22 protein-coding genes and 1 tRNA gene are annotated in these 25,890 nt (G+C 72.3%); 8 read left to right on the top strand and 15 right to left on the bottom strand.

Going from position 1 to position 25,890, the window contains the following annotated elements:
- Positions 1-68 precede the first annotated feature (68 nt).
- On the bottom strand, positions 69-566 hold the full coding sequence (locus tag BUE44_RS14155; protein ID WP_073497957.1) for an ATP-binding protein: 498 nt from the start codon (positions 564-566) through the stop codon (positions 69-71).
- Positions 567-704: 138 nt separating this feature from the next.
- Complete coding sequence (locus BUE44_RS14150; protein WP_073497955.1) at positions 705-1,073, bottom strand: STAS domain-containing protein; 369 nt, start codon at positions 1,071-1,073, stop codon at positions 705-707.
- Between the two features lie 269 nt (positions 1,074-1,342).
- On the opposite strand from BUE44_RS14150, the gene BUE44_RS14145 reads away from it, so the two are divergent.
- Positions 1,343-2,203 carry an RNA polymerase sigma factor SigF gene (locus BUE44_RS14145; protein WP_073497952.1) on the top strand — a complete coding sequence of 287 codons (861 nt, stop codon included), beginning with the start codon at positions 1,343-1,345 and terminating at the stop codon, positions 2,201-2,203.
- Here BUE44_RS14145 and hutI read toward each other — a convergent pair.
- The 4 genes from hutI to hutU form a co-directional block, all read right to left on the bottom strand.
- Positions 2,168-3,451 carry an imidazolonepropionase gene (gene hutI, locus BUE44_RS14140; RefSeq protein ID WP_073497950.1) on the bottom strand — a complete coding sequence of 428 codons (1,284 nt, stop codon included), beginning with the start codon at positions 3,449-3,451 and terminating at the stop codon, positions 2,168-2,170. The two genes, BUE44_RS14145 and hutI, sit on opposite strands and share 36 nt — an antisense overlap.
- An 83-nt stretch (positions 3,452-3,534) precedes the next feature.
- Entirely contained in the window at positions 3,535-4,923 is a 1,389-nt protein-coding gene (locus tag BUE44_RS14135; RefSeq protein WP_073497948.1) for a formimidoylglutamate deiminase, read from the bottom strand.
- Complete coding sequence (locus BUE44_RS14130; protein WP_073497946.1) at positions 4,914-6,146, bottom strand: allantoate amidohydrolase; 1,233 nt, start codon at positions 6,144-6,146, stop codon at positions 4,914-4,916. The genes BUE44_RS14135 and BUE44_RS14130 overlap by 10 nt, the downstream gene beginning before the upstream one ends.
- Positions 6,143-7,801 carry a urocanate hydratase gene (gene hutU / locus BUE44_RS14125; protein WP_073497944.1) on the bottom strand — a complete coding sequence of 553 codons (1,659 nt, stop codon included), beginning with the start codon at positions 7,799-7,801 and terminating at the stop codon, positions 6,143-6,145. Before hutU ends, BUE44_RS14130 begins: the two co-directional genes overlap by 4 nt.
- 132 nt (positions 7,802-7,933) lie before the next feature.
- On the opposite strand from hutU, the gene BUE44_RS14120 reads away from it, so the two are divergent.
- Positions 7,934-9,262, top strand: coding sequence for a type III PLP-dependent enzyme domain-containing protein (locus tag BUE44_RS14120; protein ID WP_073497942.1), 1,329 nt, complete (start codon positions 7,934-7,936; stop codon positions 9,260-9,262).
- A gap of 23 nt (positions 9,263-9,285) precedes the next feature.
- On the opposite strand, the gene BUE44_RS14115 is transcribed toward BUE44_RS14120, so the two are convergent.
- From BUE44_RS14115 to BUE44_RS14100, 4 genes are all read right to left on the bottom strand, one after another.
- Positions 9,286-9,828: a hypothetical protein gene (locus BUE44_RS14115; RefSeq protein ID WP_073497940.1), complete on the bottom strand. Its 543-nt coding sequence runs from the start codon at positions 9,826-9,828 to the stop codon at positions 9,286-9,288.
- Between the two features lie 127 nt (positions 9,829-9,955).
- Complete coding sequence (locus BUE44_RS14110) at positions 9,956-10,828, bottom strand: MurR/RpiR family transcriptional regulator (protein ID WP_073497938.1); 873 nt, start codon at positions 10,826-10,828, stop codon at positions 9,956-9,958.
- A 316-nt stretch (positions 10,829-11,144) separates the two neighbouring features.
- A complete protein-coding gene (locus BUE44_RS14105; protein WP_073497936.1) occupies positions 11,145-13,349 on the bottom strand; it encodes an MMPL family transporter in 2,205 nt (734 codons plus the stop codon).
- 222 nt (positions 13,350-13,571) lie between these two features.
- Positions 13,572-14,942 (bottom strand): AMP-binding protein, encoded by a 1,371-nt coding sequence (locus BUE44_RS14100; protein ID WP_073497934.1) that lies wholly within the window; start codon positions 14,940-14,942, stop codon positions 13,572-13,574.
- Positions 14,943-15,033: 91 nt separating this feature from the next.
- Here BUE44_RS14100 and BUE44_RS14095 point away from each other — a divergent pair, with 91 nt between their 5' ends.
- On the top strand, positions 15,034-15,441 hold the full coding sequence (locus BUE44_RS14095; RefSeq protein ID WP_073497932.1) for a hypothetical protein: 408 nt from the start codon (positions 15,034-15,036) through the stop codon (positions 15,439-15,441).
- 329 nt (positions 15,442-15,770) lie between these two features.
- Here BUE44_RS14095 and BUE44_RS14090 read toward each other — a convergent pair whose 3' ends face one another.
- Positions 15,771-17,159, bottom strand: coding sequence for a cystathionine beta-synthase (locus BUE44_RS14090; RefSeq protein WP_073497930.1), 1,389 nt, complete (start codon positions 17,157-17,159; stop codon positions 15,771-15,773).
- Between the two features lie 162 nt (positions 17,160-17,321).
- Between BUE44_RS14090 and BUE44_RS14085 the strand changes: the two genes are divergently transcribed.
- The 3 genes from BUE44_RS14085 (at position 17,322) to BUE44_RS14075 (ending at position 20,915) form a co-directional block, all read left to right on the top strand.
- Positions 17,322-18,392 (top strand): SGNH/GDSL hydrolase family protein, encoded by a 1,071-nt coding sequence (locus tag BUE44_RS14085; RefSeq protein ID WP_073497928.1) that lies wholly within the window; start codon positions 17,322-17,324, stop codon positions 18,390-18,392.
- Positions 18,393-18,617: 225 nt separating this feature from the next.
- Positions 18,618-19,838, top strand: coding sequence for an acetyl-CoA C-acetyltransferase (locus tag BUE44_RS14080; RefSeq protein ID WP_073497926.1), 1,221 nt, complete (start codon positions 18,618-18,620; stop codon positions 19,836-19,838).
- Between the two features lie 267 nt (positions 19,839-20,105).
- Positions 20,106-20,915 (top strand): hypothetical protein, encoded by an 810-nt coding sequence (locus BUE44_RS14075; RefSeq protein ID WP_073497924.1) that lies wholly within the window; start codon positions 20,106-20,108, stop codon positions 20,913-20,915.
- Between the two features lie 25 nt (positions 20,916-20,940).
- Here BUE44_RS14075 and BUE44_RS14070 read toward each other — a convergent pair whose 3' ends face one another.
- Positions 20,941-21,306, bottom strand: a complete 366-nt coding sequence (locus BUE44_RS14070; protein ID WP_322940059.1) for a hypothetical protein — start codon at positions 21,304-21,306, stop codon at positions 20,941-20,943.
- 121 nt (positions 21,307-21,427) lie between these two features.
- On the opposite strand from BUE44_RS14070, the gene BUE44_RS14065 reads away from it, so the two are divergent.
- Positions 21,428-21,661 carry a DUF4287 domain-containing protein gene (locus BUE44_RS14065; RefSeq protein ID WP_073497922.1) on the top strand — a complete coding sequence of 78 codons (234 nt, stop codon included), beginning with the start codon at positions 21,428-21,430 and terminating at the stop codon, positions 21,659-21,661.
- A gap of 108 nt (positions 21,662-21,769) precedes the next feature.
- On the opposite strand, the gene BUE44_RS14060 is transcribed toward BUE44_RS14065, so the two are convergent.
- Positions 21,770-22,648 carry a Bax inhibitor-1/YccA family protein gene (locus BUE44_RS14060; protein ID WP_073497920.1) on the bottom strand — a complete coding sequence of 293 codons (879 nt, stop codon included), beginning with the start codon at positions 22,646-22,648 and terminating at the stop codon, positions 21,770-21,772.
- A gap of 244 nt (positions 22,649-22,892) precedes the next feature.
- Here BUE44_RS14060 and BUE44_RS14055 point away from each other — a divergent pair, with 244 nt between their 5' ends.
- Positions 22,893-23,771 (top strand): bifunctional DNA primase/polymerase, encoded by an 879-nt coding sequence (locus BUE44_RS14055; RefSeq protein ID WP_073498074.1) that lies wholly within the window; start codon positions 22,893-22,895, stop codon positions 23,769-23,771.
- A gap of 37 nt (positions 23,772-23,808) precedes the next feature.
- Here BUE44_RS14055 and BUE44_RS14050 read toward each other — a convergent pair whose 3' ends face one another.
- Both BUE44_RS14050 and BUE44_RS14045 read right to left on the bottom strand, forming a co-directional pair.
- Entirely contained in the window at positions 23,809-25,332 is a 1,524-nt protein-coding gene (locus BUE44_RS14050; RefSeq protein ID WP_107415710.1) for a flavin monoamine oxidase family protein, read from the bottom strand.
- A 391-nt stretch (positions 25,333-25,723) separates the two neighbouring features.
- Positions 25,724-25,807 (bottom strand) — tRNA-Leu (locus tag BUE44_RS14045).
- Positions 25,808-25,890 lie beyond the last annotated feature (83 nt).

Below are 25,890 nucleotides of genomic sequence, written 5' to 3'. Positions count from 1 at the left end.
GGGCCCACCGGGGCGTCCTGCGGCCGTAGAACCTGCCGGCGTCTACTGCGGCGGTACGTTCGGCCGGTTCAGGACGGGGCTGCCAGCTCCGCCCAGACGGTCTTGCCCGGCTGGTCGCCGTTGCGGACGACGCCCCAGTCCAGGCACAGGCGCTGGACTATGAACATCCCGTGGCCGCCCGGACGGCCGGCCCGGTGCGGGGTGCGGGGGGCGGGCTCGCCGGGGCCGCTGTCGACGACTTCGAGGCGCAGGGACTTCGGACCGCGGCGCAGCAGCAGCTCTTCCGGGCCGCCGGCGTGCAGGCACGCGTTGGTGACCAGCTCCGAGACCACGAGCAGTACGTCCTCTGCGGCGGCTCTGCGATCGGCGGTCGCGGCGGGCAGCCAGCCCCAGTCGCGCAGCGCCTGCCGGGTGAAGTCCCTGGCCCGTGGCACGATGCCGCTCTCGCCGGTGAGCCGGAGCCGCCGCGCGGTCTCCGCCTCACGGGTCTCCGTCTCGCCGACCTCGGCGGGCTCGCCCGAATCCGGCTCACGGTCATCCGCGGCGAAGGGCCGGGTGGTGCTCATCTAGGCCTCACCTCACGGATGTACGTCTGGGTCCGAACTTCTTCTGCCCGAAGGATCTCCCGGAACACGTCCGGGCGACCACCAAACCTGGGCTGCCTTGCGGCACCGGCCGCGCGTCCCGCCCCCGTAAGCATCCGGCTACTCCCTGAGCGCCTGGTCAAGGGTGTCGTGCAGGGTGAAGACCGCCTCGGCGCCGGTGATCTCCAGCACCCGGGCGACGGTGGGCCGCATCGCGACCAGGTGGACGGCGCCGCCTTCCGCCTCGGCCCGCAGCCGCGCGCTCAACAGCACGTTGAGGCCTGTCGAGTCGCAGAACTCCAGCTGCGAGCAGTCGATCACCAGCCGGTTCGCGCCGGCGTCCATCGCCGTGCCGAGCGGCTCGCTCAGCAGATCGGCGGTGTGGTGGTCGAGCTCACCTGCCGGAGTGAAGACCGCGGTGTGGCCATGCTGCGCGACCTCGACATGCAGCCGGCCGAGACCCGCTGTGTCGACCGCTTCGCGGTCCATTCGCACTCCTTCGCCCTTCGTGACCGACGCGATTGCTGACCCTACGCGTTCCGCCCGTGCGGCGGTAGTCGTCATCATGACGCAACCAGCTCCGCAATGTATCGCACTCACGTACGATAACGCCGAATGTACGGTCAGTGACCACCCGCACCCGGTAGAAACGCCGAAAACTCCCCGATAACTTGCGACTCCCCCGGCAACAGGCGTAGGGGTGGAGGTACGGCATCGGCAATCGGCACAGCCGACCGCCGCAAGAAAGGGAGGACCATATGGCACCCCGGCTCGGCCTGGATCACGAGGACCAAGCGCTGGAGCAGTGCGAGGGGCTTGAGGGGCTCCCGGAGATTCCGCCCTACGACGAGATCGGACCGGTGGACGCGCGCGCCCTGTCCAAGACGCTCTTCGCGCGCCTGCACGGGCTTGAGGAGGGGACCGAGGAGTACGCGTACGTCCGCAACACGCTCGTGGAGCTCAACCTCGCCCTGGTGAAATTCGCCGCGTCCCGGTTCCGCACCCGCAGCGAGCCGATGGAGGACATCATCCAGGTCGGCACGATCGGCCTGATCAAGGCGATCGACCGGTTCGAGCTGAGTCGCGGCGTCGAGTTCCCGACCTTCGCGATGCCGACGATCGTCGGTGAGATCAAGCGCTTCTTCCGCGACACCAGCTGGTCGGTCCGGGTGCCGCGGCGGCTTCAGGAGCTGCGGCTGGACCTGGCGAAAGCCGGCGACGAGCTGGCCCAGCAACTGGACCGCACGCCGACCGTGCGCGAGCTGGCCGCCCGGCTCGACCTGCCCGAGGACGAGGTCATCGAGGGCATGGCGGCGAGCAACGCCTACACGGCCAGCTCGCTGGACGCCCAGCCCGCCGAGGACGACCCGGAGGGCGCGCTCGCCGACCGGATCGGCTACGAGGACCGCGACCTCGAAGGCGTCGAGTACGTCGAGTCCCTCAAGCCGCTGATCGCGCGGCTTCCGCAGCGCGACCGGGCCATCCTGTCGCTGCGCTTCGTCGGCAACCTGACCCAGGCCGAGATCGGCGACGAGCTGGGCATCTCGCAGATGCACGTGTCGCGGCTGCTCACCCGGACGCTGTCACGGCTGCGCCGCGGGCTGCTCGTCGAGGAGTAGGCCGCCGGGCCCCCGCGGGGTCCGCAGCACGCCGTCCTTCCACACCGCCGCCGCCAGGGGCACGCCCGGACGGTAGGCCAGATGGACATGGCTGGGCGCGTCGAGCAGCAGCAGATCGGCGCGGGCGCCCGGGGTGATCCTGCCGATGTCGCTGCGGCGCAGGGCGCGCGCACCGCCGTGGGTGGCGGCGAGCACCGCCTCATCGGGGGTCATGCCCATGTCCCGGACGGCGACGGCGACGCAGAACGGCATGGATGTGGTGAAGGACGAGCCCGGGTTGCAGTCGGTGGACAGCGCGACCGTGGCGCCCGCGTCGAGCAGCCTGCGGGCGTCGGGATAGCGGGCGCGGGTGGAGAATTCCGCGCCCGGCAGCAGCGTGGCCACGGTGGTGTCCGCGGCGCTCGCGAGCGCGTCGACGTCGGCGTCCGCCAGATGGGTGCAGTGGTCGGCCGAGGCCGCCCCCAGCTCGACGGCGAGCTGGACGCCGGGGCCGGGGCCGAGCTGGTTGGCGTGCACCCGCGGGATCAACCCGCGGGACATGCCCGCGGTGAGGACGGCGCGGGCCTGGTCGCCGTCGAAGGCGCCGCGCTCGCAGAAGACGTCGACCCAGCGGGCATGCGGGGCGCACGCGTCCAGCATCGGCCCGGTGACCAGGTCGACGTAGCCGGCCGGGTCGTCGGCGAATTCGGGCGCGACGACATGGGCGCCGAGGTAGGTGACCTCGTCGGTGTGCCGGGCGGCGATCTGCAGGGCGCGGGCCTCGTCGTGGACGGTGAGGCCGTATCCCGACTTGGTCTCCTGGGTGGTCGTGCCCTGCCGGAGCGCCTCGGCCAGGAAGCGGGTGAGGGTCGCGGCGAGCTCCGCGTCGGTGGCGGCGCGGGTGGCGGCGACCGTGGTGCGGATGCCGCCGGCCGTATAGGGCCTCCCCGACATCCTGGCGGCGAATTCGGCGCCGCGCTCCCCGGCGAAGAGCAGATGCGAGTGGGAGTCGACGAAGCCGGGCAGCAGCGCGCGGCCGCCGGCGTCGACCCGGTTGTCGGTGGCGGGTGCTTTGCTGGACGCACCGACCCAGGCGATGCGGTCGCCGTCGATGACGACGGCCGCGGCGCCCGGGATCAGCCCGAGGGGGTCGCGGCTGCCGCCGCTGCCAATCGCGAAGAGGGAGGGATCGTTGGTGACCAGGCTGCCGATATTGGTGATGGCCGTGCTGGTCGCCTTGCCTGCCGCCGCGGCGGTCGTCGTCGTCATCCGTGCTCTCGCTGGCCGGTGGGGTCTGGTCGGGGTCGTCTGGCGGGCCGCACCCGGCGTCGGGGGCGGCCCGCGGGCGCGGGTCAGTCGCGGAGGGCGCCGATCGCGTCGGCCAGCGCGGCCGGCACGTCCTGGACCGACTGGTGCTGCCCGTCGCGGACGATCTGCCGGCCCCCCACCACCGTGTGGCGTACGTCGGCCGCCGTCGCCGCGAATACCGCGGTCTCACCGGCCAGCCGGGCCGGCGGCCCCGCGGTGCGTACGGAGTCCAGCGCGATCGTGGTGAAGTCGGCGAGGGCGCCCGCCTCCAGCTTGCCCGCGTCCGGCCAGCCGAGGCTCGCGTGGCCGTCCTCGGTGGCCGCGCGCAGCAGTTGGGCCGCGGTCCAGTGGCCGCGGGTCCTGGCTCGCAGCCGCTCGTTGAGCTCCACCGCCCGTGCCTCCTCGAAGAGGTCGATCACCGCGTGGCTGTCGCTGCCCAGGCTCATCGGGCAGCCGGCGCGGCGCAGTTGCGGTGCCGGGCCGATGCCGTCGGCCAGGTCCCGCTCGGTGGTGGGGCACATGCACACGGTGCTGCCCGCGGCGCCGAGCAGCGCGGTGTCGCCGGCGGTGAGGTGGGTGGCGTGCACTGCGGTGGTGTTGCGCTGCCAGAAGCCGGAGTCGGCCAGCAGCCGGGTCGGGGTGCGGCCGTGCAGCGCGAGGCAGGCGTCGTTCTCCGCGGTCTGCTCCGACAGGTGGACGTGGGTGGGCACCTCGGCGGTGCGCTCGGCGAAGACCCGGTAGCCGTCGCGGTCGGAGAAGGCCCGCACCGAGTGCACGGCGGCGCCGATCTTCGCGTGGCCCTCGCCCTTGAGCTGCGACCAGCGGTCGTACCAGCGGTCGGCGGTGCCGTCGCCGAAGCGCAGCTGCGGGCCTTCGAGGGGGCGGTAGGAGGTGCGGGTGAAACCGCCGTGCAGATAGGCGGCGTCCAGCAGCGTGATCCTGATGCCGGCCTCGCCGGCGGCGGCGATCAGCGCCTCGCCCATGGCGTTGGGGTTGCCGTAGGGCGTGCCGTCGCCCTGGTGGTGCAGATAGTGGAATTCGCCGACGCAGGTGATGCCGGCCAGCGCCATCTCGGCGTAGACGGCGCGCGCGAGGGTGAAGTAGCTGTCGGGGTCGAGGGCCTGCGCGACGCCGTACATGACGTCGCGCCAGCTCCAGAAGGACGTCGGCGCCGACAGCCGGCCGCCGGCGGGCGCCTGCCCCCCGGCCTCCGAGCCGATCTGCGCGGTGCCGCGCAGCGCCCGGTGGAAGGCGTGGCTGTGGGCGTTGGCCAGGCCCGGCAGGGTCAGGCCGCGCAGCACGGCCGCGCCGGCGGGCGGGCGTTCGACTCCGGTACGGACCTCGGCGATCCGGTCGTCGGCCACGGTCAGGGCGATGCCCGGTTCGGCGTGTGTGCCGAGCCAGGCGTTCTCCAGCCAGTACGTCACCTGCACGCGAGACCTTCCAATACGTCGGCGAGCGCGGACACTCCGGCGAGACAGTCGTCCTCGGCCGCGCTTTCTGCCGGGGAGTGCGAGACGCCGGTGGGGTTGCGTACGAACAGCATGGCGGTCGGAACGGCCGCCGAGAGGATTCCGGCGTCGTGTCCCGCTCCGGTCGGCAGAACGGGTGCCGGTGAACCCGCTCCGAGCAGGGCGGCAAGCCGATCACGCAGGTCGTGGGCGAATTCGACCACCGGGGTGAACGACTCGCGTACGACGCTCACCTCGACGCCGTCCCGGGCGCCGCGCTCCCTGGCCGCGTGCTCGATCGCGGCCACGACCTCGGCGAGCGTCTCCTCGTCGGCGGCCCGTGAGTCCAGCCAGCCGCGGACCCGCGAGGCGATGGCGTTGACGCCGCCCGGCTCGACGGCGACCTTGCCGAAGGTCGCCAGCGCGCCGGCGAGCCGGGCCTTCTTCCTGGCGGCGAGCACCGTGGTGGCGTAGGTCAGCATCGGGTCGCGGCGGTCCACGAGCCGGGTGGTGCCCGCGTGGTTGGCCTCGCCGCGGAAGTCGAAGCGCCAGCGGCCGTGCGGCCAGATCGCCGAGGCGACGCCGACCGGCCGGCCCAGCAGGTCCAGCGCGCGGCCCTGCTCGACGTGCAGCTCGACGAAGGCGCCGATACGGGCCAGGCGCTCGGGGTCGGGGCCGATCGCCGCCGGGTCCCGCCCGGCCTTCTCCATGGCCCGCGCGAGGCTGACGCCGTCGGCGTCCACCAGGTCCCTGGCGTCCTGCGGCGCGAGCCGGCCCGCGGTCAGCCGGGAGCCGACGCAGGCCACGCCGAAGCGGGCCCCCTCCTCGTCCACGAAGTTGACGACGGCCAGCGGCCGCCGCGGCCGGGCGCCGCGGCCGCGCAGCTCGTCGAGGGCGGCGAAGGACGAGACGACGCCGAGCGGCCCGTCGAAGGCGCCGCCGTCGGGCACGGAGTCCAGGTGGGAGCCGGTGACGACCGCGTCGCCCGCCGCGGGATCACCGAGCCAGGCCCACTGGTTGCCGTTGCGGTCCGTCTCGTAGGCCAGGCCCCGGTCCTCGGCCTGCGCCCGGAACCACTCCCGGCAGTCGGCGTCCGCGGGCGTCCAGGCGTAGCGCCTGTAGCCGCCGGTCCCGGCGTGCCTGCCGACCGCGGCCAGCTCCCGCCACATGGTGGCGAAGCCGGCGCCCTCGGCGGCGGACGTCATGAGGATTCCCGCATCGGTACCCGGACGCCGCGTTCGGTGGCGATGTCGCCGGCCCGGTCGTAGCCGGCGTCGACATGGCGGATGACGCCCATGCCCGGGTCGTTGGTGAGCACCCGGCGGATCTTCTCGCCGGCGAGCGCGGTGCCGTCGGCGACGGTGACCTGGCCGGCGTGGATGCTGCGGCCGATGCCGACGCCGCCGCCATGGTGGATCGACACCCAGGACGCGCCGGAGGCGACGTTGACCATGGCGTTGAGCAGCGGCCAGTCGGCGATCGCGTCGGAGCCGTCGAGCATGGCCTCGGTCTCGCGGTAGGGGGAGGCCACGGAGCCGCAGTCGAGGTGGTCGCGGCCGATCACCAGGGGGGCCTTGAGCGTGCCGTCGGCGACCATCTCGTTGAAGCGCTCGCCGGCCCGGTCGCGCTCCCCGTAGCCGAGCCAGCAGATCCGGGCCGGCAGGCCCTGGAAGTGGACGCGCTCGCCTGCCAGCTTGATCCAGCGGGCCAGCGACTCGTTCTCCGGGAAGAGGTCGAGGATGGCGCGGTCGGTCCGGTGGATGTCGGCCGGGTCGCCGGACAGCGCCGCCCAGCGGAAGGGGCCCTTGCCCTCGCAGAACAGCGGGCGGATGTAGGCGGGGACGAAGCCGGGGAAGGCGAAGGCCCGCTCGTAGCCGGCGAGCTGTGCCTCGCCGCGGATGGAGTTGCCGTAGTCGAAGACCTCGGCGCCGGCGTCCTGGAAGCCGACCATCGCCTCGACGTGACGGGCCATCGACTCGCGGGCGCGCCGGGTGAATTCGGCGGGCTCGGCGGCGGCGTAGTCAGCCATGTCGGCGTGCTCGACGCCGAGCGGGAGGTACGCCAGCGGGTCGTGGGCCGACGTCTGGTCGGTGACGATGTCGATGGGCGCCTGCATGGCCAGCAGTTGCGGTACCAGCTCCGCCGCGTTGCCCAGGACGCCGATGGACAGCGGGCGGCGCGCGTCGCGGGCCTCGGTGGCCAGCCGCAGCGCGTGGTCGAGGGAGTCGGCGCGCACGTCGAGGTAGCGGTGCTCGATGCGGCGCTCGATGGCCCGCGGGTCGACGTCGACGCACAGGGCCACGCCGCCGTTCATGGTGACGGCGAGCGGCTGGGCGCCGCCCATGCCGCCGAGGCCCGCGGTGAGGGTGATGGTGCCGGCGAGCGAGCCGTCGAAGCGCTTGGCGGCGACCGCGGCGAAGGTCTCGTAGGTGCCCTGCAGGATGCCCTGGGTGCCGATGTAGATCCACGAACCCGCGGTCATCTGGCCGTACATCGTCAGGCCCAGCGCTTCGAGGCGGCGGAATTCCTCCCAGGTGGCCCAGTCGCCGACCAGGTTGGAGTTGGCGATCAGCACCCGGGGCGCCCACTCGTGGGTCTGCATGACGCCGACCGGGCGGCCGGACTGGACCAGCATCGTCTCGTCCTGCTTCAGGCCGCGCAGGGTGCGGACCATCGCGTCGAAGGAGTTCCAGTCGCGGGCGGCCTTGCCGGTGCCACCGTAGACGACGAGCTTGTCGGGGTGCTCGGCCACCTCGGGGTCGAGGTTGTTCTGCAGCATGCGCAGCGCGGCTTCCTGCTGCCAGCCCAGGGCGCTCAGTTCCGTACCGCGCGGCGCGCGTACCGGCCTCGGTCCCGTCATCGGTGCGGCCTCCTCGTCATGGCATTGAATATTCACATCCTGGCCAGCTGAATAGCTCTAGTCAACAAGGCCCCGCCCCGTGCCCGCCGCGGCTCGCGCGCGGGTGGCGTCGCGGCAGGCCGGGATGGTGGGATGGCGTCCATGACGGACGAGGCGGCGGCACGCAGGGACGACGCGCTGCGCTCAGCGGTGGACAGCGGCCTGGTGAGCGAGGCGGAACCGGTCGTCGGGCTGCTGGACATCGCCGGCATCCGGCAGTCGGCGACCTCCCTGCACGCCGCCTTCGCCACCCCCGGTGTCGCCGTCGAGCACACCTTCGCCGTGAAGGCCGCCTCCCTGGTGCCCGTCCTCGCGCTGCTCGGGCAGTACGGACTCGGCGCGGAGGTGGCCAGCCCCGGCGAACTGGCCCTCGCCCGGGCCGCCGGGATCCCCCCGGAGCGCACGGTGCTCGACTCCCCCGCCAAGACCACCGCGGAACTGCGCGAGGCGCTGGCCCTCGGTATCGCCGTCAACGCCGACAATCCGCAGGAGGTCGCCAGGATCGACGCCCTGCTGGCCGCCGCGCCGTCCGCCTCCCCGATCGGGCTGCGGGTCAACCCCCAGGTCGGCGGCGGCAGCATCGACGCGATGAGCACCGCGACCGCCACCTCCAAATTCGGCGTGGCGCTGCGCGACCCGGGCGCCGAGGAGTGGGTGCTGCGCACCTATGCCGAGCGGCCCTGGCTGAACCGCCTCCATACCCACACCGGCTCCCAGGGCGTGCCGCTGCGGCTGATGGCCGCCGGTGTGCGGGCCGCCTACGACCTGGCGGAACGCATCAACGCCGCCGCCGGCCGCCGGCAGGTCACCGTCCTGGACATCGGCGGCGGCCTGCCCGTCAACTTCGGCTCCGACGACATCACCCCCACCTTCGGCGAATACGCCGACCTGCTGCGCGCGGAGGTCCCCGGGCTCTTCGACGGGCGCTACGGCATCGTCACCGAATTCGGCCGCGCGCTGCTCGCCAAGCACGGCACGGTCCTGGCCCGGGTCGAATACGCCAAGTCCGCCGGCGGGCGGGCGATCGCCGTCACCCACGCCGGCGCTCAGGTCGCCACCCGCACCGTCTTCGCCCCCGACGCCTGGCCGCTGCGGGTCCTCGCCCTGGACCCGCGGGGCCGGCCCAAGGACGGCGACCCGGTGGTCCAGGACGTGGCGGGGCCCTGCTGCTTCGCCGGCGACCTGGTCGCCCGCGGCCGTACGCTGCCGCGACTGGACGCCGGCGACCATGTCGCGCTGCTGGACACCGGCGCCTACTACTTCTCGACGCACTTCGCCTACAACTCGCTGCCCCGCCCGGCCGTCTGGGCCTACACCACCACTGCCGGCTCCGCGCCCGCCTTCTCCCCGGTCCGCCGGGCCCAGTCCCTCGCCGACCTCCTCACCGAGAGCGGCGCGGACCTTCCCCCGCTCACGCCGTAGGACACCACCCGGGACCGCCGGGCTCAGCGCCGGCGGCGGCCGCCGCCGGGTGCGGCGTCACCGGCGGCTATGCCGGTGAACTGGTAGGCGGCCGGGTCGCCGTCGGGCCGCACCCACAGCAGCGCGTCCTTGGTACGTTCGATGCGGGCCAGCCGCAACGACTTGGCGAACAGGCCCGCCCCGACACCGCCGAGGAGCATGCCGCCCGCGCAGGGCAGCACCAGCGAGGACGCCGCCGCCACGACGAAGGCCGCGACCAGCCACCACCGGCGCCGCCGCGTCCAGGCGCGGGCGGTCACCTTGCGGTCCTGCAGGTAGACCGACTTCGCCGCCTTGGTCGCCGCCTCGCCGCGGGCGGCATACCGGCCGCCGCGTACAGCGAAGGCGGCCACCGCGGCGATGATGAACAGCGCCGCACCGGCCATGACGCCGATCCGCCGCCCGGTCGGACTGAACGTCACCGCCGTCCCCGGCACCGCCGCGACGACACCCAGCCACCACAGCCAGGTCCCCGCCGTCCGCACCGTCACCGCCACCCGCGCCAATGTGTAGGCCCCGCGCACCACGTCGCGCCTCCTCCTCCGCCGCGTCCACCGCACGGCATCGCCTGACAAGTGCTGGGAGGCTACTTCGGAATTCTCAGATTTTCGTTAAGACGTACGGATTCGGCCGGCGTCCGTTCGCTCCGCCCGTTCACTCCACGAAGACCCCGCGCGCCGCGGCCTGCGCGTCGAACTCCTCCAGCCGCGCCTGGGCGTCGGGCAGTTCGTCACACATCGACTCCAGCAGCACCCGGCCGAGCAGCATCGGCGCGCACGCCGTGTCGAACGCCAGCCCGGTCCCGACCGCGGCCGGCAGCAGCAGGTCGCTGTGCGCGGCGACCGGCGCGAACGCGCTGTCCGCCACGGTGACCACGGTCAGCCCCGCCTCCCGCGCATGGGCCAGCGCGTCGATCACCTCCCGTGGATGCCGCGGCAGCGCGAAGCACAGCAGGGCGCTGGCGCCCGCCCGCGCGGCCGCGTCGATCCGGTCGGCGAGCATGGTGCCGCCCTCGTCCAGCAACCGCACGTCCGGGTGCACCTTGGCCGCGAAGTACGCGAAGCCGCGCGCCTGCGCCCCGGCCGCCCGCAGCCCCAGCACCGGCAGCGGCACCGAGCCGGCGAGCAGCGCGCCGGCTCGGGAGACCGGCCCGGGGTCGGCGAGCACCGCCGCGAGATGCCGCAGGTTCTCGATCTCGGCGATCACCGCCTGCTGGTACTCGTTGCAGCCCACCTCCGGCGCGGTGGAGGAGGGCGCCACCTCCCGCAGATGCCTGCGCAGCGCCGGATACCCGTCGAAGCCGAGCGCCACCGCGAACCGCGTCACCGACGGCTGGCTGACCCCCGCGAGTTCGGCCACCTCCACGCTGGACAGGAAGGGCGCGTCGCCGGCCCTGCGCACCAGGCAGTGCGCGATCCTGCGCTGGGTGGGGGTCAGCCGGTGTGCCTCGAAGAGCTTCAGCAGCCGGCCCCCGGCACCGCCCGCCGCGCCCGAGGCCCCGCTCTCACCCCCGGCCGCGTTACTCATCGCCGCCCCTCCCTGAACCCGCCCACCGGCACTTATTCACTAGCCCAAGACTCTGCATGACGGTATGCAATTCCGGCAAGAGCCGCGACCGTGCCCGCCTGCCGTACCGCCCGCGTCCGCCCCGCCCATGGCGAGGCCCGTCAGGTCACTCATGCCCGCCCCATGCCCCCTCTTTCGCGTCCCCCGTCGACCGTCGTGGCGCCGCCCGGCCCGCCGGTCACTCACTGCTGTCTCAGCGTAACCGAAAGGGCCGGACAGGTGATCGACACCTGTCCGGCCCTGTGGATAACTCGGCTACCGCAGAAGAACCCGCAGCTCAGCGCCTCTGCGAATCGTCCAGCTCCGAGTCGCGTGCACCGCCGGGACCGCCCCGGCCGGCGCTCCCGCCGGCGCCGGCGACGCTCGCCGAGGCCGTTCCCGCCGGCTCGGTGGCCCGGTCGGCATGCCCCGGCCACCACGCCGCGTGACCGATCAGCGCGGTGAGGCTCGGCGTGAAGAACATCGCCATCACGAAGGCCGCCATCACGATGCCGAAGGCGACCGCGAAGCCCATCTGGGTCAGGAAGGAGTTGCCCGACAGCATCAGCGTCGCGAAGGTGGCCGCCAGGATCACCCCGGCCGCGCCGATCGTCGGACCCGCGTGCCGCAGCGCCATGCTGGCCGCCTCCCGCGGGTCGCGGCCCTCCTTGGCCTCTTCCCTGAGCCGCGCGATCATCAGGATGTTGTAGTCCGTGCCGATGGCGACCACGAACAGGTACATGATGATCGGCAGCAGGAAGATCAGCCCGTCGCCGCGGCCGAAGATCAGCACCGTCGTCCCGAGGGTCGCGCCGAAGCCGAGGCCGACCGACGCGATCAGGTACCAGGGCGCGATCACGCTGCGCAGCAGCAGGCCCAGGATCAGCATGATGAGCACCGCGGCGACCGGGAAGACCGTGCGGTAGTCGTGGTTGACGGCGGCGTTGATGTCCTTGAAGACCGACGAGGAACCGCCGACCAGGGCCTCGGTTCCGGGCGGCGCGCTCTCGTGCGCGACCGTCCTGACGTCGCCGACCGCCTTGATGGCCTGGTCGGTCGCGGCCTCGTACTTGAGCGTCACGGTGAAGTTGGCCGTCGTCCCGGCCTTGTTCAGGTCGGTCTTCCGGTCGAAGGTGACGTCAGCGACGCCGTCGGCCCCGTGCAGCTTGTTCGCGTAGGCGGTGAAGTCACCGGTCAGCGGCTTGCCGTCGGTGCTGGTGAGGTAGACGTCGGTCGGCTCGGCGGCGCCGGCGGAGTAGGCCTTGGCCAGGGTGTCCTGGACGACCATCGACTCCTTGGTCTTCGGGATCGAGCCGGATGCCAGGTCGTAGGACGCCTTGTAGCCGAGGGTGCCCAGCGCGAGCAGCACCATGACCAGGCCGGAGACGATCGCGACCATCCCCGACCTGCGGCCGACCAGCCGGCCGATGGCGGCGAAGCGGGTGCCGGTGGGCTCCTGGTGCCACTTCTTGCCGGGCCAGAACAGGGCGCGCGGCGGGATCACCGAGCAGATCGCCGGGAAGAGCGTCAGACCGGCCACCAGGGTGACGGCGACCAGGATGGCCAGCGCGGGACCGAGCTGGGTGAGGAAGCCCAGGGTGGACAGCGCCAGCGCGCAGAAGGCGATGATGACCGCGCCGGCGGCCGAGGCGATCGCCTCGCCGACCCTGGTGACGCTGTTGATCATCGCCTGCTTGGGTTCGTCACCCGCCCGCAGCCGTTCCCGGTAGCGGAACATCAGGAAGAGGAAGTAATCGGTGCCGACACCGAGCACCACCACGATCAGCAGCGCGGAGATCGAGCTGTTGGCCTGCAGTCCGAAGACCTTGGTCGCGTCGGCGATGAGCGCGTTGGAGACCGTGAAGACCACGCCGAGCAGCAGGATCAGCGGCATCACGGCGATCAGCGGGGACCTGAAGATGATCGACAGCGTGATGATGATGATCAGCAGCGAGCCGATCAGGGCCACCGCGTCCGAGGTCTTGCCCGCGTCCTGCTGGTCCAGGTTCTGCGCGGCCTGACCGCCGACCTGCACCTTCAGCGCGGTGCCCTTTGCCAGCGCCGTGGAGTCGGTGCGCAGCTCCTTCGCCGCGTCGGCCTGCTTCGGCTGGCCCTGGGACTTCTTGTCCATCTGGACCAGCGCGGTGTCGTACTTGCCGTCCTTGGACGGCGAGCCGCCGGTCACCTTCTGGACCTGGTCGATCTTCTTCTGACCGAGTTCCGTGGTGATCCTGGCGATGTCGGCCTTGTCGGTCGCCGTCAGCTTGCCCTGGTCGGCGCGCTGGTAGAGCACGATCGCGGACGGAGTGAAGGCCGAGGGGAAGGCCTTCTCCTGCAGGTCCATGGCCTTGATGGATTCGTAGCTGCTCGGCAGGAAGCTGCTCTCGTCGCTGTTGGACGGCAGGCCGGGCGCGGTCGCGATGATCGCGACCGCCGCGATCAGCCACGCGACGATGGTCCATACGGGATGGCGGACGACTGTGCGTCCGATGCGGTGGAACATGCGGTGCTGCCTCCATGGCAGGACGTATCACCGCCACCCTTCGGAGCGGGACCGGGGTATCGGCGACCCGGGCGGCCTGGGGCGGCCACCCGGTTGGTGCGGGCATCGTTGTCTGGGCCTGAGCTTACTTGCCGCCCGGCTAGCAGCAACCGCCGGGTGGGACGGCCCCAGCGGTCCTGAGCGGCCCGCGCGCACAGACCCGTGGCTCTACCCCTATCCCGGTCAGGCGGGGGGCAGCAACCGCTTTTGCGGCTTGCCCATGGCATTGCGCGGCAGCTCAGCGAGGAAATGGACGGTACGCGGCCGCTTGTGCACCGACAGCCGCGCGGCCACGAAGTCCGTCAGCTCCGCCGCGCTCACGCCCTCCGCCACCACGTAGGCGACGATCTGCTGCCCCAGGTCCGGGTGCGGCGCCCCGACGACGGCCGCCTCCCGTACCGCCGGATGGTCGAGCAGGGCGTTCTCCACCTCTCCTGCGCCGATCCGGTATCCGCCGGACTTGATCATGTCGGTCGACGCCCGGCCGACGATCCGGTGGGTGCCGTCCGCGTCGACCGCCGCGATGTCGCCGGTCCGGAACCAGCCGTCCGCGGTGTACGACGCCGCCGTCGCCTCGGGCCGGCCCAGGTAGCCGTCGAAAAGGGTGGGGCCTTGCAGTTGGAGCTCGCCGACGCCGTCGGCGGAATCGGCGATCCGGGTGGTGATCCCGGGCAGCGCGGTGCCGACCGCGCCGGGCCTGCGCTCGCCGTCTGCCCGCGCGCTCACCGTGATCAGCGTCTCGGTCATGCCGTAGCGCTCCACCGGCTCGTGCCCGGTCAGCGCCCGCAGGTCGCGGAAGACCGGCGCGGGCAGCGGCGCGCTGCCCGACACCAGCAGCCTGGCGCCGGCCAGCGCCCTCGCCGCGGCCTCGTCGCGCACCACCCGGTGCCAGACGGTGGGCACCCCGAAGTAGAGGCTGCCGCCCGCCGCCGCGTAGGCCTGCGGGGTGGGCCTGCCGGTGTGCACCAGCCGGCTGCCGGTACGCAGCGCGCCGAGGACGCCCAGCACCAGGCCGTGCACATGGAAGAGGGGCAAGCCGTGGACCAGGGTGTCGTCCGCGGTCCATTGCCACGCCTGCGCAAGGGCGTCGAGGTCGGCGGCAATGGCCGCGCGCGAGATCATGACGCCCTTCGGCGGCCCGGTGGTGCCCGAGGTGTAGAGGACCAGTGCCGCGTTCCCGTACGGCGCCGCGTCCGTGTCCGTCACCGACGCGGCCGTGCACGCGCGCGCCGGGAAGTCCGCGCGTTCGGCGAAGTCCACCGGCACGACCTCGGCGCCGGAGTCCCGCAGGATGTGCTCGCTCTCCGCGGGACCGGCGTCGGGCGCCAGCGGCACCACGGGCACCCCGGCGAGCAGCCCGCCGACCACCGCGGCCACCGTCTCCAGGGACGCCGTGGCCCTGACCGCGAAGGCCTCGGCCCCCGCCACCCTGCGGGCGACAGCGCCGGCCGCGCCGAGCAGGTCCTCGTAACCGCAGCTCCGCCCGTCGACGGTCAGCGCGTCCGCCCGGTCCGTTCCCCCGTGAAGGGCGGTCAGCAGCGGTACGTCGGCCATGGCGGGGTCCTCCTGCGGGACGGCTGGCCCCCGGGGAAGTCGGGGGCTAACCCCAGTGTCGCCCACCGTCCGCGCTCTCTACGGTGGGCGCATGGACGCCCGCGACCCGGAACTCAGCAAAGAACTCTCCGCCACCTTGCAGGCCCGCAAGGATCTCGGAGCGGAGTACGAGTCTGAACTCATCGACTCGTTCATGGAGAAGGTGACAGAGCGGCTCGACAACCGTGTCGAGCAGCGGGTGCGCCGCGAACTCGCGCAGCAGCAGACATCCTTCGCCCGCGCCGACCGCCGCTCGATCGGCCCTCCGCAGCCCAGCGCGCGCTTCGCCCGCTACGGATTCGCCGGCTTCACCATGATCCTGGCGATCCCGCTGTCGGCCATCGGCGCGGTGAACGCCGGCACGGCAGGGCTGTTCATCAGCTGGGCGGGCATCGTGGGGGTGAATCTCGCCCAGGGGCTGAGCAGCGCCTGGGCGAAGGCCCGTCAGGACGAGGACTGACGGGCGGACATGTTGATCGCGGGGACCGCCGCACCCCCGGAGCGAGTCCGGAGGGCGGGACGACGGCGGTCCCCGCGAGGGACGCGAGCCGGGTCAGGACCGGGCGAGCGCGTCCGGGTCACCATGGAGTCCGGGAGCCGCTCCGGAGGTCCTTGGCGCCGTTCGCGTGCCGTCCGGGCCGGCGAATCGCCTGCCCTTTCGACATCACCCAATCTGCCGGACGCTTGTTAAGCCCGTGCTGCGCGTACGTGTCGCGGGTGTACCAGTTCCGCGAATCCCCGCCGCCTCCGCGCATACCGCGGGGACCGGCGGGGCAACGGGCGCATCGCTCAGGCCGCGCCGTGCCCGGCCAGGAAGGCCAGCAGGTCCTGGCGGCTGACGACACCGGTCGGCTTGCCCTCGACCAGCACGATCGCCGCGTCGGCACCCTCCAGCACGGTCATCAGGTCGGCGACCGGCTCGCCGGAGCCGACCTGCGGCAGCGGCGGGCACAGGTGCTTCTCGAGCGGGTCCTCCAGGGTGGCGCGCTTGGAGAACAGCGCGTGCAGCAGGTCGCGCTCCACGATCGAGCCGATCACCTCGGCGGCCATCACGTCGGGGTGTCCGGCGCCCGGCTTGACCACAGGCATCTGCGACACGCCGTATTCGCGCAGCACCTCGATCGCCTGTCCGACCGTCTCGTCCGGGTGCATGTGGACCAGTTGCGGCATGCCGCCGTCCTTGTGCGCCAGGACGTCGGCCACCCGCGCCTCGCCCTCTCCCTCGTCGAGGAAGCCGTGCGAGCTCATCCAGACGTCGCTGAAGATCTTCGACAGGTACCCCCGGCCGCTGTCGGGCAGCAGGACGACGACCACGTCGTCGGGGCCGAGCCGCTCGGCGACCCTGAGCGCCGCCACGACCGCCATCCCGCACGAGCCGCCCACCAGCAGGCCCTCCTCGCGGGCCAGCCGCCGGGTCATCTGGAAGGAGTCCTTGTCGGAGACCGCCACGATCTCGTCGGCGATGTCCCGGTCGTAGGCGCTCGGCCAGAAGTCCTCGCCGACGCCCTCGACCAGGTACGGCCGCCCCGAACCGCCGCTGTAGACCGAGCCCTCGGGGTCGGCACCGACCACCTGGACCCGGCCCTCGCTGACGTCCTTGAGGTAGCGGCCGGTGCCGGAGATGGTGCCGCCGGTGCCGACGCCCGTCACGAAGTGCGTGATCCGCCCGTCGGTCTGCTGCCACAGCTCGGGTCCGGTGGACTCGTAGTGCGACAGCGGGTTGTTGGGGTTGCTGTACTGGTCGGGCTTCCAGGCGTTCGGGGTCTCGTGCACCAGGCGGTCGGACACGTTGTAGTACGAGTCCGGGTGCTCGGGGTCGACGGCCGTCGGGCAGACGACGACCTCGGCCCCGTACGCCCGCAGGACGTTGATCTTGTCCGTGGACACCTTGTCCGGGCAGACGAAGATGCAGTGGTAGCCCTTGCGCTGGGCGACCAGGGCCAGCCCCACACCGGTGTTGCCGGAGGTGGGCTCGACGATGGTGCCGCCGGGCTTGAGCTCGCCGCTTCGTTCCGCGGCCTCGATCATGCGCAGTGCGATGCGGTCCTTCACCGAACCGCCGGGGTTGAAGTATTCGACCTTGGCCAGGACGGTCGCCTGGATGCCCTCGGTCACACTGTTGAGCTTCACCAGCGGGGTGTTGCCGACGAGGCTGATCATCGAGTCGTGAAACTGCACCGTAGTGTCTCCGGGTTCTCCGTGTTGGTGGGGCAAGCCTAGGCGCTCGCACACGGTCGGAGGCGAAACGTGGACGACGCGGACACCGTTGACGTTGCCGGGGATGCTCTTCTGGGCAACAGGTTCTTGTACCGGCTAGTACACAGGAGGTGAGCGGGCTCGATGTCGAGGGCGAGGGTGGCACGGCGGATCGCGACCGCGGCGGCGTTCGGCGGCGGCGGGATCAGCCTGCTGAGCGGGGCGGCGGTCGGCCTGGTGCTGGCGGAGGTCCGGCTGGCCAAGCGCGTCGTCGGCGGCTCGGGCGACGTGCCGCCGCGGGCCGACGGCCGGTACGGTTCCGCGTTCGCGCACCGCAGGGGCGAGCCGCCGCTGCGGCTGGTCTTCCTCGGCGACTCGACCGCCGCGGGGCAGGGCGTGCACCGGGCCAGGGAGACCCCTGGAGCACTGCTCGCCTCCGGGCTGGCGGCGGTCGCCGAGCGGCCGGTGAAGCTGGTCAACGTCGCACAGCCCGGCGCCCAGTCCGACGACCTGCCGCGCCAGGTCGAGCTGGTCCTCGACCCGGCGGCGCCGCCGCCCGACGTGGCGGTGATCATGATCGGCGCCAACGACGTCACCCACCGTATGCCGCCCGCCCTCTCGGTTCGGCTGCTCTCCGACGCGGTACGCCGGCTGCGCGCGGCCGGCGCGGAGGTGATCGTCGGCACCTGCCCGGACCTGGGATCGGTGGAACCCGTCTACCAGCCGCTGCGGTGGCTGGCCCGGCGGATGAGCCGGCAGCTGGCCGCCGCGCAGACCATCGCCGTGGTGGGGGTGGGCGGGCGCACGGTCTCGCTCGGCGACCTGCTGGGCCCGGAGTTCGAGGCCAGGCCGCGCGAGCTGTTCGGGCCGGACAACTTCCACCCCTCGGCCGAGGGGTACGCGACCGCCGCCATGGCGATGCTGCCGACGCTGTGCGCCGCGCTCGGCGTGTGGCCGCAGGCCGACGAGCGGCCGGACGTGCGGCGCGGCGAGGGCTTCCTGCCGGTCGCCCAGGCGGCGGCCGAGGCGGCCGCGGAGGCCGGCACCGAGGTCACCCCGGCGCAGGAGGCGGTGTCCGGGCCGCGCGGGCGCTGGGCGCTCATCAAGCGGCGCAGGAGGCGGCTGCTGTCGCAGGAGCACCCCGAGCAGGACGCCGGCGACGCGACGAACGGGGGCGCGACCGACGAGGAGGACGCCGCCCACCGGTCGGCTTAGCTCCCGTCCGGACAGGGTACGGGCGTAACATCATCGGGTAAGCAAGCGCTCAGAAAGTAGCCCGCATCACAGCGGCCGCCTGGTGACTCACTGCGATACGTACGGGTAACTTTCCAGAGAGTCCGCGCCTGCGTACCGGCGGCCAGGCAGTGGGGACACTGCAGGCGCCGCGCAGCCGCCGCACCGAGCACCACGCCCGCCCGCAGCTCGCCGAGGAGTGTCGCGATGCCAGAAGCCGTCATCGTCTCAGCCGCCCGTTCGCCCATCGGTCGCGCCTTCAAGGGGTCGCTCAAGGACCTGCGACCCGACGACCTGGCCGCCACGATCATCAGCACGGCGCTCGCCAAGGTGCCGCAGCTCGACCCGCGCGACATCGACGATCTGATGCTGGGCTGCGGCCTGCCGGGCGGCGAGCAGGGCTTCAACCTGGGCCGGATCGTCGCGGTGCAGATGGGCATGGACCGCCTGCCGGGCTGCACCGTCACCCGCTACTGTTCCTCATCCCTGCAGACCACCCGCATGGCGCTGCACGCCATCAAGGCGGGCGAGGGCGACGTCTTCATCTCGGCGGGCGTCGAGATGGTCTCGCGGTTCACCAAGGGCAACTCCGACTCCCTGCCCGACACGATGAACCCGCTGTTCGGCGACGCCGTCGCGCGTACGGCGGCGCGGGCCGAGCAGAGCGGGGCGGACTGGCACGACCCGCGCGAGGACGGCCTGGTGCCGGACGCGTACATCGCGATGGGGCAGACGGCGGAGAACCTGGCGGCACTCAAGGGCGTCACCCGACAGGACCAGGACGAATTCGGCGTGCGGTCGCAGAATCTGGCCGAGAAGGCGCTGGGCAACGGATTCTGGGAGCGCGAGATCACCCCCGTCACGCTGCCTGACGGCACCGTGGTGGCCGCGGACGACGGTCCGCGGGCGGGAGTGACCCTGGAGGGCGTCCAGGGCCTCAAGCCGGTCTTCAGGCCCGACGGCACGGTGACCGCGGGCAACTGCTGTCCGCTCAACGACGGCGCCGCCGCGCTGGTGATCATGTCCGACACCAAGGCGCGCGAGCTGGGCGTCACCCCGCTGGCCCGGGTGGTCTCCACCGGCGTGTCCGGGCTGTCCCCCGAGATCATGGGCTACGGGCCGGTCGAGGCCTCGCAGCAGGCGCTGCGCCGGGCCGGGATGTCGATCGGCGACATCGACCTGGTCGAGATCAACGAGGCCTTCGCGGCGCAGGTCATCCCGTCCTACCGCGACCTGGGCATCGACATTGACCGGCTGAACGTCAACGGCGGCGCCATCGCGGTCGGCCACCCCTTCGGCATGACCGGCGCGCGCATCACCGGGACGCTGATCAACAGCCTGCAGTTCCACGACAAGCAGTTCGGCCTGGAGACCATGTGCGTCGGCGGCGGGCAGGGTATGGCCATGGTGATCGAGCGGCTGTCGTGACCCTGCGCGATCGACCGACTCCGCAGTGCGGAGCTGTGACGTAAGTCGCAATCAAATCGCCCCCGGGATGTGATTTTCTCCCGGGGGCGGCGCATTGTTGCAGGTCAGACTCTATATACAAAAACTGGACAGCCTCCCAGAACCACCCAACTCATGACTTTCCGCACTGCGGAGGCCAGGGGTTTACCGGCACAGTGATGTGAGGGGAAAGTTTCGTCCACTGCTCAGGTGGGCATTGCTCGGGTCGCGTCAATCGGGAGAACGTCAGTGAGTGCCAACTTCACCGTCCTGCTGGTCGCCGCGGGTCTCGCCGTGGCGGCGGGTTCCGCCGCTCTGCTCTCCACCCGTGGCGTGCGCCGCGAGCTGTCCGCGCTGCGTCAGGACCTGGCCGGCCTGCGTCTGCCGGAGCAGCGTGCGTCGGCGGGCGACATCAGGACCGCGGTGGCCGACGCCCTGGCCGACGAGCGGGAGCGCGAGCTGGCCGAGGCCCGCGCCTTCTGGGCCGAGCAGGAGGCCCGTGAGACCGCGGGCGACGGCCCCCATCATTTCCGCGGCGGCCTCTACGGCGCCGCGGCGGACGGCGCACTGGCCGGCGGCGACTACGAGGTGCCGCCGGTGCTGCCCTACCTGCCCCGGCAGGCCGACTTCGCCGGACTCGACGCCGCGTATGACGCCGGGCTCGAAGGCGACACGGCGGAGGCACCCGAGGCGACGCTGCCGGCGCCGGGCGTGATCCCGCACCCGTCGGGCCCCGACTACGCGCCCTCCCCGGTGGTCGCCTCGCAGGACCAGACCGCGGAGCGGCTCGCGGACCTCGCCGACGCCCGGGTGCCGCTGTCCGACGTCCGCCCGGGTCCGCTCGGCACGCTCGACGTCTACGTCTTCGCCGACGGCACCACTTTGTGCATGACGCCGGGACACCGCGAGACCGCGCTGCGGCTGTGCGACGCCCTGGACCGCGGTGACGTCCCGGTGCTGCGCGGCGGTTCCGCGATAGCCGGCGCCTACGCGCTGACCTTCGCCTTCGGCGAGGAGAGCGTCTACGTGCTCGCCGACCGGGTCGTCGCCTCGCTGTAGAGCCGTGGCTCCGCGCGGCTGCCGCTCAGTCGATCGCCCGGGCCGCCCGCGCCACCCGCTCGCGCGCCTCGACCAGCAGGGCGCGGTGCTCGGGAAGCCGCGCCGCGGCGATCAGCTCCCGCCCGGCGAGGGCGAGTTGGTCGCCCACCACGAAGACACCGTCGTCCGGCATGACGTACGGCTCGCGCCCGGGGAATTCCAGCGACTGCGCCTCGTGGTCCAGCCAGCGCGCCAGTTCCAGTCCCGTGGCCGCGGCGCCCGCCTGGAGCCTGCGCTGCGGAAGTGACCGCAGGCGCCCCGCGAGCCGCTCCACGGCGGCGCCCAGATCGCCGCGCGGGTCGGTGTGCGGGTCGGCTTTCTGATCGGCGTTCTGATCGGTGCGCTCCGGCATGACGCGACCCTACCGGGGTACGGAAGTCAGCCTCGCACCCATATCCGCACGTCCACGATGGTTGCCAACGGCCGACCACTGGGGCACGGTGGGGTGACCGGACCACATACCGGAGGCGCCGATGTCCCAAACGCACTTCTCCGAGGAAACCCACCGGAATCTGCTCGACCGCATCCCGCACTGCACCGGCCGCGAGGTCAGCGACTGGCTGTCGGCCCTTGCCGACGGGCCGTCGTTCTTCCGCTTCGACGAGAAGGTCAGTTGGCTCCGCTCGGAGCACGACCTCTCGTACGGCCACGCCAAGGCCATCGTCCACGAATACGATCTGCGGCGGGCCGCGCGCAATCTGCTCTGACCCCGCCCCACACGGCGCCGACGGGCTGCCGGGAAGCGGTGCTTCCCGGCAGCCCGTTCAGCCGTCCGACCGGCCGGCTGTCGCAGCGTCAGCCGCACCGCATCGCGGTCAGTCGCGCAGGATCGCGATCAGCTGCAGCAGCTGCACATAGATCCACACCAGCGACAGCGTCAGCCCGAAGGCCGCCAGCCAGGACTCCTGCCGCGGAGCGCCACCCCTGATGCCGTCCTCGACCTGCTTGAAGTCCAGGGACAGGAAGAAGGCGCCCAGCGCGATGCCGATCAGGCAGAAGACGATGCCCAGGGGGCCGGTGCGCAGCCCCAGGCCGTCGGCACTGCCGAAGGCGGCGAAGAGCAGGTTGACCACCATCGCCAGGACGAAGCCGATGGCGACGGCGAGGCCGATCCGCTGGTAGCGGGCGGTGACGCGGATGATCCGCGCCCTGTAGGCGACGAGCATGCCGGCGAAGATCGCCATGGTGCCGAGCACCGCCTGCACCGGGGCGCCTTGCCACGCCTCGTTGTAGACCCGGCTGAACACTCCGAGGAAGACACCCTCGAAGAGGGCATAGCCGAGAATCAGCGCGGGTACGGGCCTGCGCTTGAAGGACTGGACCATGGCCAGCACGAACGCGAGAAACGCCGCGCCCCCGGCCAGGCCGATGTGGTCGGGCAGCGCCACCCAGCCGAGGACCGCGCCCACCACGAGGGTGCCGAGCGTCAAGCCGGTACGCGTGACGACGTCGTCGATCGTCATCCGCCCGGTCTGCGCGGGGCCCGCGGCCGGCGCCGCGTACATCTGCTCCATGCCCTCGGCGGTGAGGGGCCGGTCGTAGGGGTTGCGCGGCGCCTGCGCATAGGGGTTGCCGCCCTGCGGGATGCCGCCGGGCACGCCCTGGGCGCCGCGGGCACCCTGCGCCTCGAAGCCGGCGTAATCATTCCCGCGGGTGAAGCCCCGCCGGGAGAAGACCGGGTTGCTGCTCCTCATCTCACTCCTCCATGGCCGCGTCCTGCAGCTCTGCGTCAAGGGTAATGGCTTGGCAAAGAGTCGGCCCGCCTCCGAACGGTGATCTTCCCCGCATGCCGATCCGCACTCCCGCCACCCCGGCATTCCCCTCGCACGCAGGACGCGGTCCACACGTCCGGCGCTATTCACGGTGGACGGCGGCGCTCCGGCGCGGTATCACTGAGGAGTGCAGACGAACGTGCGTTCGAACACCAGGGAGCAGGCCATGCCACGCCCCGATCACACCCGCGCCCTGCACGCGGCCCTGCTGACCGCCGCCCGCGGTCTGCCCGTCATCCCGCTGTCCCGTACCAAGCTGCCCGCGGTCCGCTCCCCGCACCGCGACGAGCCGCGATCCGCGGCAATGTGCCGCGGCGAGTGCGGCAGGCCCGGGCACGGCGTGTACGACGCCAGCACCGACCCGGTCCGTATCCGCGCCCTCTTCGCCGTGGCGCCCTGGGCCACCGGCTACGGGGTCGCGTGCGGTCGCGGGCCGCATCATCTGATCGGCCTCGACCTCGACGTCAAGCACGGCGCCGACGGGATCGGCGCCCTGCGCACGCTGGCCGAGGCGCACCGTTTCGCGGTGCCCGACACCGTCACCGTGGCCACCCCCAGCGGCGGCCGCCACCTGTGGCTGACGGCGCCGGGTCCGGTGCCCAACTCGGCGGGCAGGCTCGCCCCCGGCATCGACATACGCGGCGAGGGCGGTTACGTGGTCGGCCCGGGTTCGCGCACGGTCGCCGGCCGCTATCTGCTCGCCCCCGGCTCCGCCGGCCACCCGCTGGCCGCGGCACCCGACGCGCTGCTGCGGCTCGCCGCTCCCCCGCCGTCGCCGCACGAGCGGCAGCCCCGGCATGCGGCAGGGCCGCGCCATCCCGCCGAGAAGCGGGCCGCGGCCCTGGTCAGGTTCGTCCTGGACTCCCAGGAAGGGGAGCGCAACGGGCGGCTGTTCTGGGCCGCCTGCCGCGCCTACGACGCCGGACTCGGCGACGCGCTGGCGCCGGCCCTGGTGACGGCCGCGGTGCACACGGGGCTGAGCGAGCGCGAGGCCGCCGCCACCGTGGCGTCGGCCGGACGGCTGCGTGCCGCCCCGCACCGGTGATGCGGGGCGGCCGTCGCCGGCCTGGCGTCAGGCGCCGTCAGGCGAGGACGCGCTGGTGCAGGGCGGTCACCGCCTTGCGGGCCGAGCTGAACGCCCCGTGCTGCCAGGCGTCCATGTAGGTGAGCCAGTCACCGGCGAAGTAGACGTGCCCGGTGGGTTCGTTGAGCGGCCTGTACCGCACGTGGTCGGGGCCGCCGGGAGTGCTGTGCCAGGCCGCCTCCTGGTAGGGGAACTGCCGCCAGTGGTGGGAGAAGGACGTGGCCAGTTCGCTGCGGTATTTCTCTCCGTATATCTTCACGCCCGCCGCCACGGCGCGCGCCTCCCGCTCCTTGGGGCTGAGCGGGGCGTAGGAGTCCGCGCGGGAGCCGGTGTTGTAGTAGCCGATGAGCACACCGCGCTCACCGTGGAAGCCGTACGACGGGTGCCAGATGTGGGTGACGTCGAGATCGGTCTCGGTGATGCCGCCGTAGATCCGGTGGTCGGTCTCCCACCAGCGGGAGCGGTATTCCAGGCCGATCTTGGCGGCGGAGGAGGGCGTGATGGCCTGCAGTGCGCTCTGCACGTCCTGGCCGAGGTTGTGCGGGACCTTGGCCAGGATGTTCGGCGGCATGGCGGCCACGCAGTAGTCGGCGTCGAGGACCCGCGTGCGGCCGCCCTGGGTGTAGGTCACGCTGACGCCGTGCGCCTTGTCGGTGATCTGGGTGACGGCGCAGCCGGTGCGCACCTTGTGCGTCCCGATCGCCCCGGCCAGTGCGTGCGGTATACGGTCCATGCCGCCGACCGGCTGGAACATCAGCATGGCCTGGTCGAATTCGAACTCGAAGGCGAAATAGCGCCCGACTCCCGAGGCGAAGATCTCCGACGCGCTGGGTACGTCGCCGTTCACGATGCCCGGAGTGCCGGCGGCAGCCGGCCAGACGGAATAGCCGCGACGGGAACTGCCGGTGTAGTCCAGCGTATTGCCGAGGTCCCCGTAGTCCTTGAGGAATTCCATCAGGCGTTCCCGGTCGGCCGCGGTGAGTGCCTGGTCGAGAGCGCCCTGGTCGGAGGCCTTGGCAAGGAGCTCGGTCACGTAGCCGAAGACGTCCGCCTTGGCCGCCCGGTAGCGCATCGGCGCGGTCATGCCGGCCGACTCGTTGTAGAGGTAGGTGTCCGCGTTGACGTTGGTGAAGACCTCGATGGGCACGCCGAGTTCACGGCAGTAGTCGAGGGTGATCATCCACTGGGCGATGCGCGCGGGGCCGGCGTTCATGTACTGGCCGTCGGAGAAGCGCGCGGTCTGGTGGTTGCCGTACAGGTCGGTGGTGCTGTCGCCGCCTCTGACGGTGAAGTTGCGGCCGCCCGGCCGGTCGCGCGCCTCCAGGATCGTACAGTCGTAGCCCGCCTTGCCGAGTTCGTAGGCGGTGGTCAGGCCCGCTATGCCGCCGCCGAGCACGACAACCTTGGCGGCGGCCCTCCCGGTGAGGGTGAAGTCGCCCCGTCGCGGGGCGCGGAAGGCCGCGTCACGGGACGCCGCCTCTGCGGTGGGTGTGAGGCCGAGTGCACCCATGGTGGCGAGCATCGCGCCCGCCCCTCCTGTCGCGCCGACGGCACGCAGGAAGGCACGTCGATTGAACTGGGTCATCTGTCATGTCCCCTTTCACTACTGGCGCAGGGGACTTTGGCAGCGCGGCGTTACACGTGATCGTTCGGCACATGTCGCCGATGTAAGGGGAAGCTCCCCCAGGCGCCCACTACAGGGCTTCCGCAACCCGCCCGCGGGGCCGTGCGGCCGGCCGAGAACGGCCGACCGTGGCATGCCGGAGCACGGGCGCCACAGGACGCCGTGCGGTGCGTGCGGTGCATATGGTGCGGGAAAGCCGGTGCTGCCACAGGGTGCCGCGTCGCCCGGCGTTCGGGGGCGCCACGCGCCCTTCCCGCCCTTCTCGCGGACCTACCACCCTGGGGTGAGGTGCCCGGAGCCGGACTTGAACCGGCACGCCCACGACGGGGCAGCGAGGTTTAAGCTCGCCGTGTCTGCGTTCCACCATCCGGGCCGGCGGGGCGCAGAGAAAAGCGTATCGGGGACGGCGGATCCGAACAGGGCGCCTCAGTTGTCATGTTGTCTTATTTTAGGGGT

Source organism: Actinacidiphila paucisporea, from assembly GCF_900142575.1.
Lineage (GTDB): Bacteria > Actinomycetota > Actinomycetes > Streptomycetales > Streptomycetaceae > Actinacidiphila > Actinacidiphila paucisporea.
The sequence above is the reverse complement of the archived record's forward strand: the minus strand, read 5'-3'. Positions and strand labels throughout refer to the sequence as shown.

Bases quoted from the DNA above. Each gene is read 5' to 3' on its own strand.
- BUE44_RS14120 (WP_073497942.1), top strand. From the start codon at position 7,934: ATGGCGTCCATGACGGACGAGGCGGCGGCACGCAGGGACGACGCGCTG.
- BUE44_RS14110 (WP_073497938.1), bottom strand. From the start codon at position 10,828: ATGAGTAACGCGGCCGGGGGTGAGAGCGGGGCCTCGGGCGCGGCGGGC.
- BUE44_RS14055 (WP_073498074.1), top strand. From the start codon at position 22,893: ATGCCACGCCCCGATCACACCCGCGCCCTGCACGCGGCCCTGCTGACC.
- BUE44_RS14065 (WP_073497922.1), top strand. From the start codon at position 21,428: ATGTCCCAAACGCACTTCTCCGAGGAAACCCACCGGAATCTGCTCGAC.
- BUE44_RS14100 (WP_073497934.1), bottom strand. From the start codon at position 14,942: ATGGCCGACGTACCGCTGCTGACCGCCCTTCACGGGGGAACGGACCGG.
- hutI (WP_073497950.1), bottom strand. From the start codon at position 3,451: ATGACGACGACGACCGCCGCGGCGGCAGGCAAGGCGACCAGCACGGCC.
- BUE44_RS14080 (WP_073497926.1), top strand. From the start codon at position 18,618: ATGCCAGAAGCCGTCATCGTCTCAGCCGCCCGTTCGCCCATCGGTCGC.
- BUE44_RS14060 (WP_073497920.1), bottom strand. From the start codon at position 22,648: ATGAGGAGCAGCAACCCGGTCTTCTCCCGGCGGGGCTTCACCCGCGGG.
- hutU (WP_073497944.1), bottom strand. From the start codon at position 7,801: ATGACGGGACCGAGGCCGGTACGCGCGCCGCGCGGTACGGAACTGAGC.
- BUE44_RS14150 (WP_073497955.1), bottom strand. From the start codon at position 1,073: ATGGACCGCGAAGCGGTCGACACAGCGGGTCTCGGCCGGCTGCATGTC.
- BUE44_RS14070 (WP_322940059.1), bottom strand. From the start codon at position 21,306: ATGCCGGAGCGCACCGATCAGAACGCCGATCAGAAAGCCGACCCGCAC.
- BUE44_RS14145 (WP_073497952.1), top strand. From the start codon at position 1,343: ATGGCACCCCGGCTCGGCCTGGATCACGAGGACCAAGCGCTGGAGCAG.
- BUE44_RS14095 (WP_073497932.1), top strand. From the start codon at position 15,034: ATGGACGCCCGCGACCCGGAACTCAGCAAAGAACTCTCCGCCACCTTG.
- BUE44_RS14085 (WP_073497928.1), top strand. From the start codon at position 17,322: ATGTCGAGGGCGAGGGTGGCACGGCGGATCGCGACCGCGGCGGCGTTC.
- BUE44_RS14155 (WP_073497957.1), bottom strand. From the start codon at position 566: ATGAGCACCACCCGGCCCTTCGCCGCGGATGACCGTGAGCCGGATTCG.
- BUE44_RS14050 (WP_107415710.1), bottom strand. From the start codon at position 25,332: ATGCTCGCCACCATGGGTGCACTCGGCCTCACACCCACCGCAGAGGCG.
- BUE44_RS14105 (WP_073497936.1), bottom strand. From the start codon at position 13,349: ATGTTCCACCGCATCGGACGCACAGTCGTCCGCCATCCCGTATGGACC.
- BUE44_RS14130 (WP_073497946.1), bottom strand. From the start codon at position 6,146: ATGACGTCCGCCGCCGAGGGCGCCGGCTTCGCCACCATGTGGCGGGAG.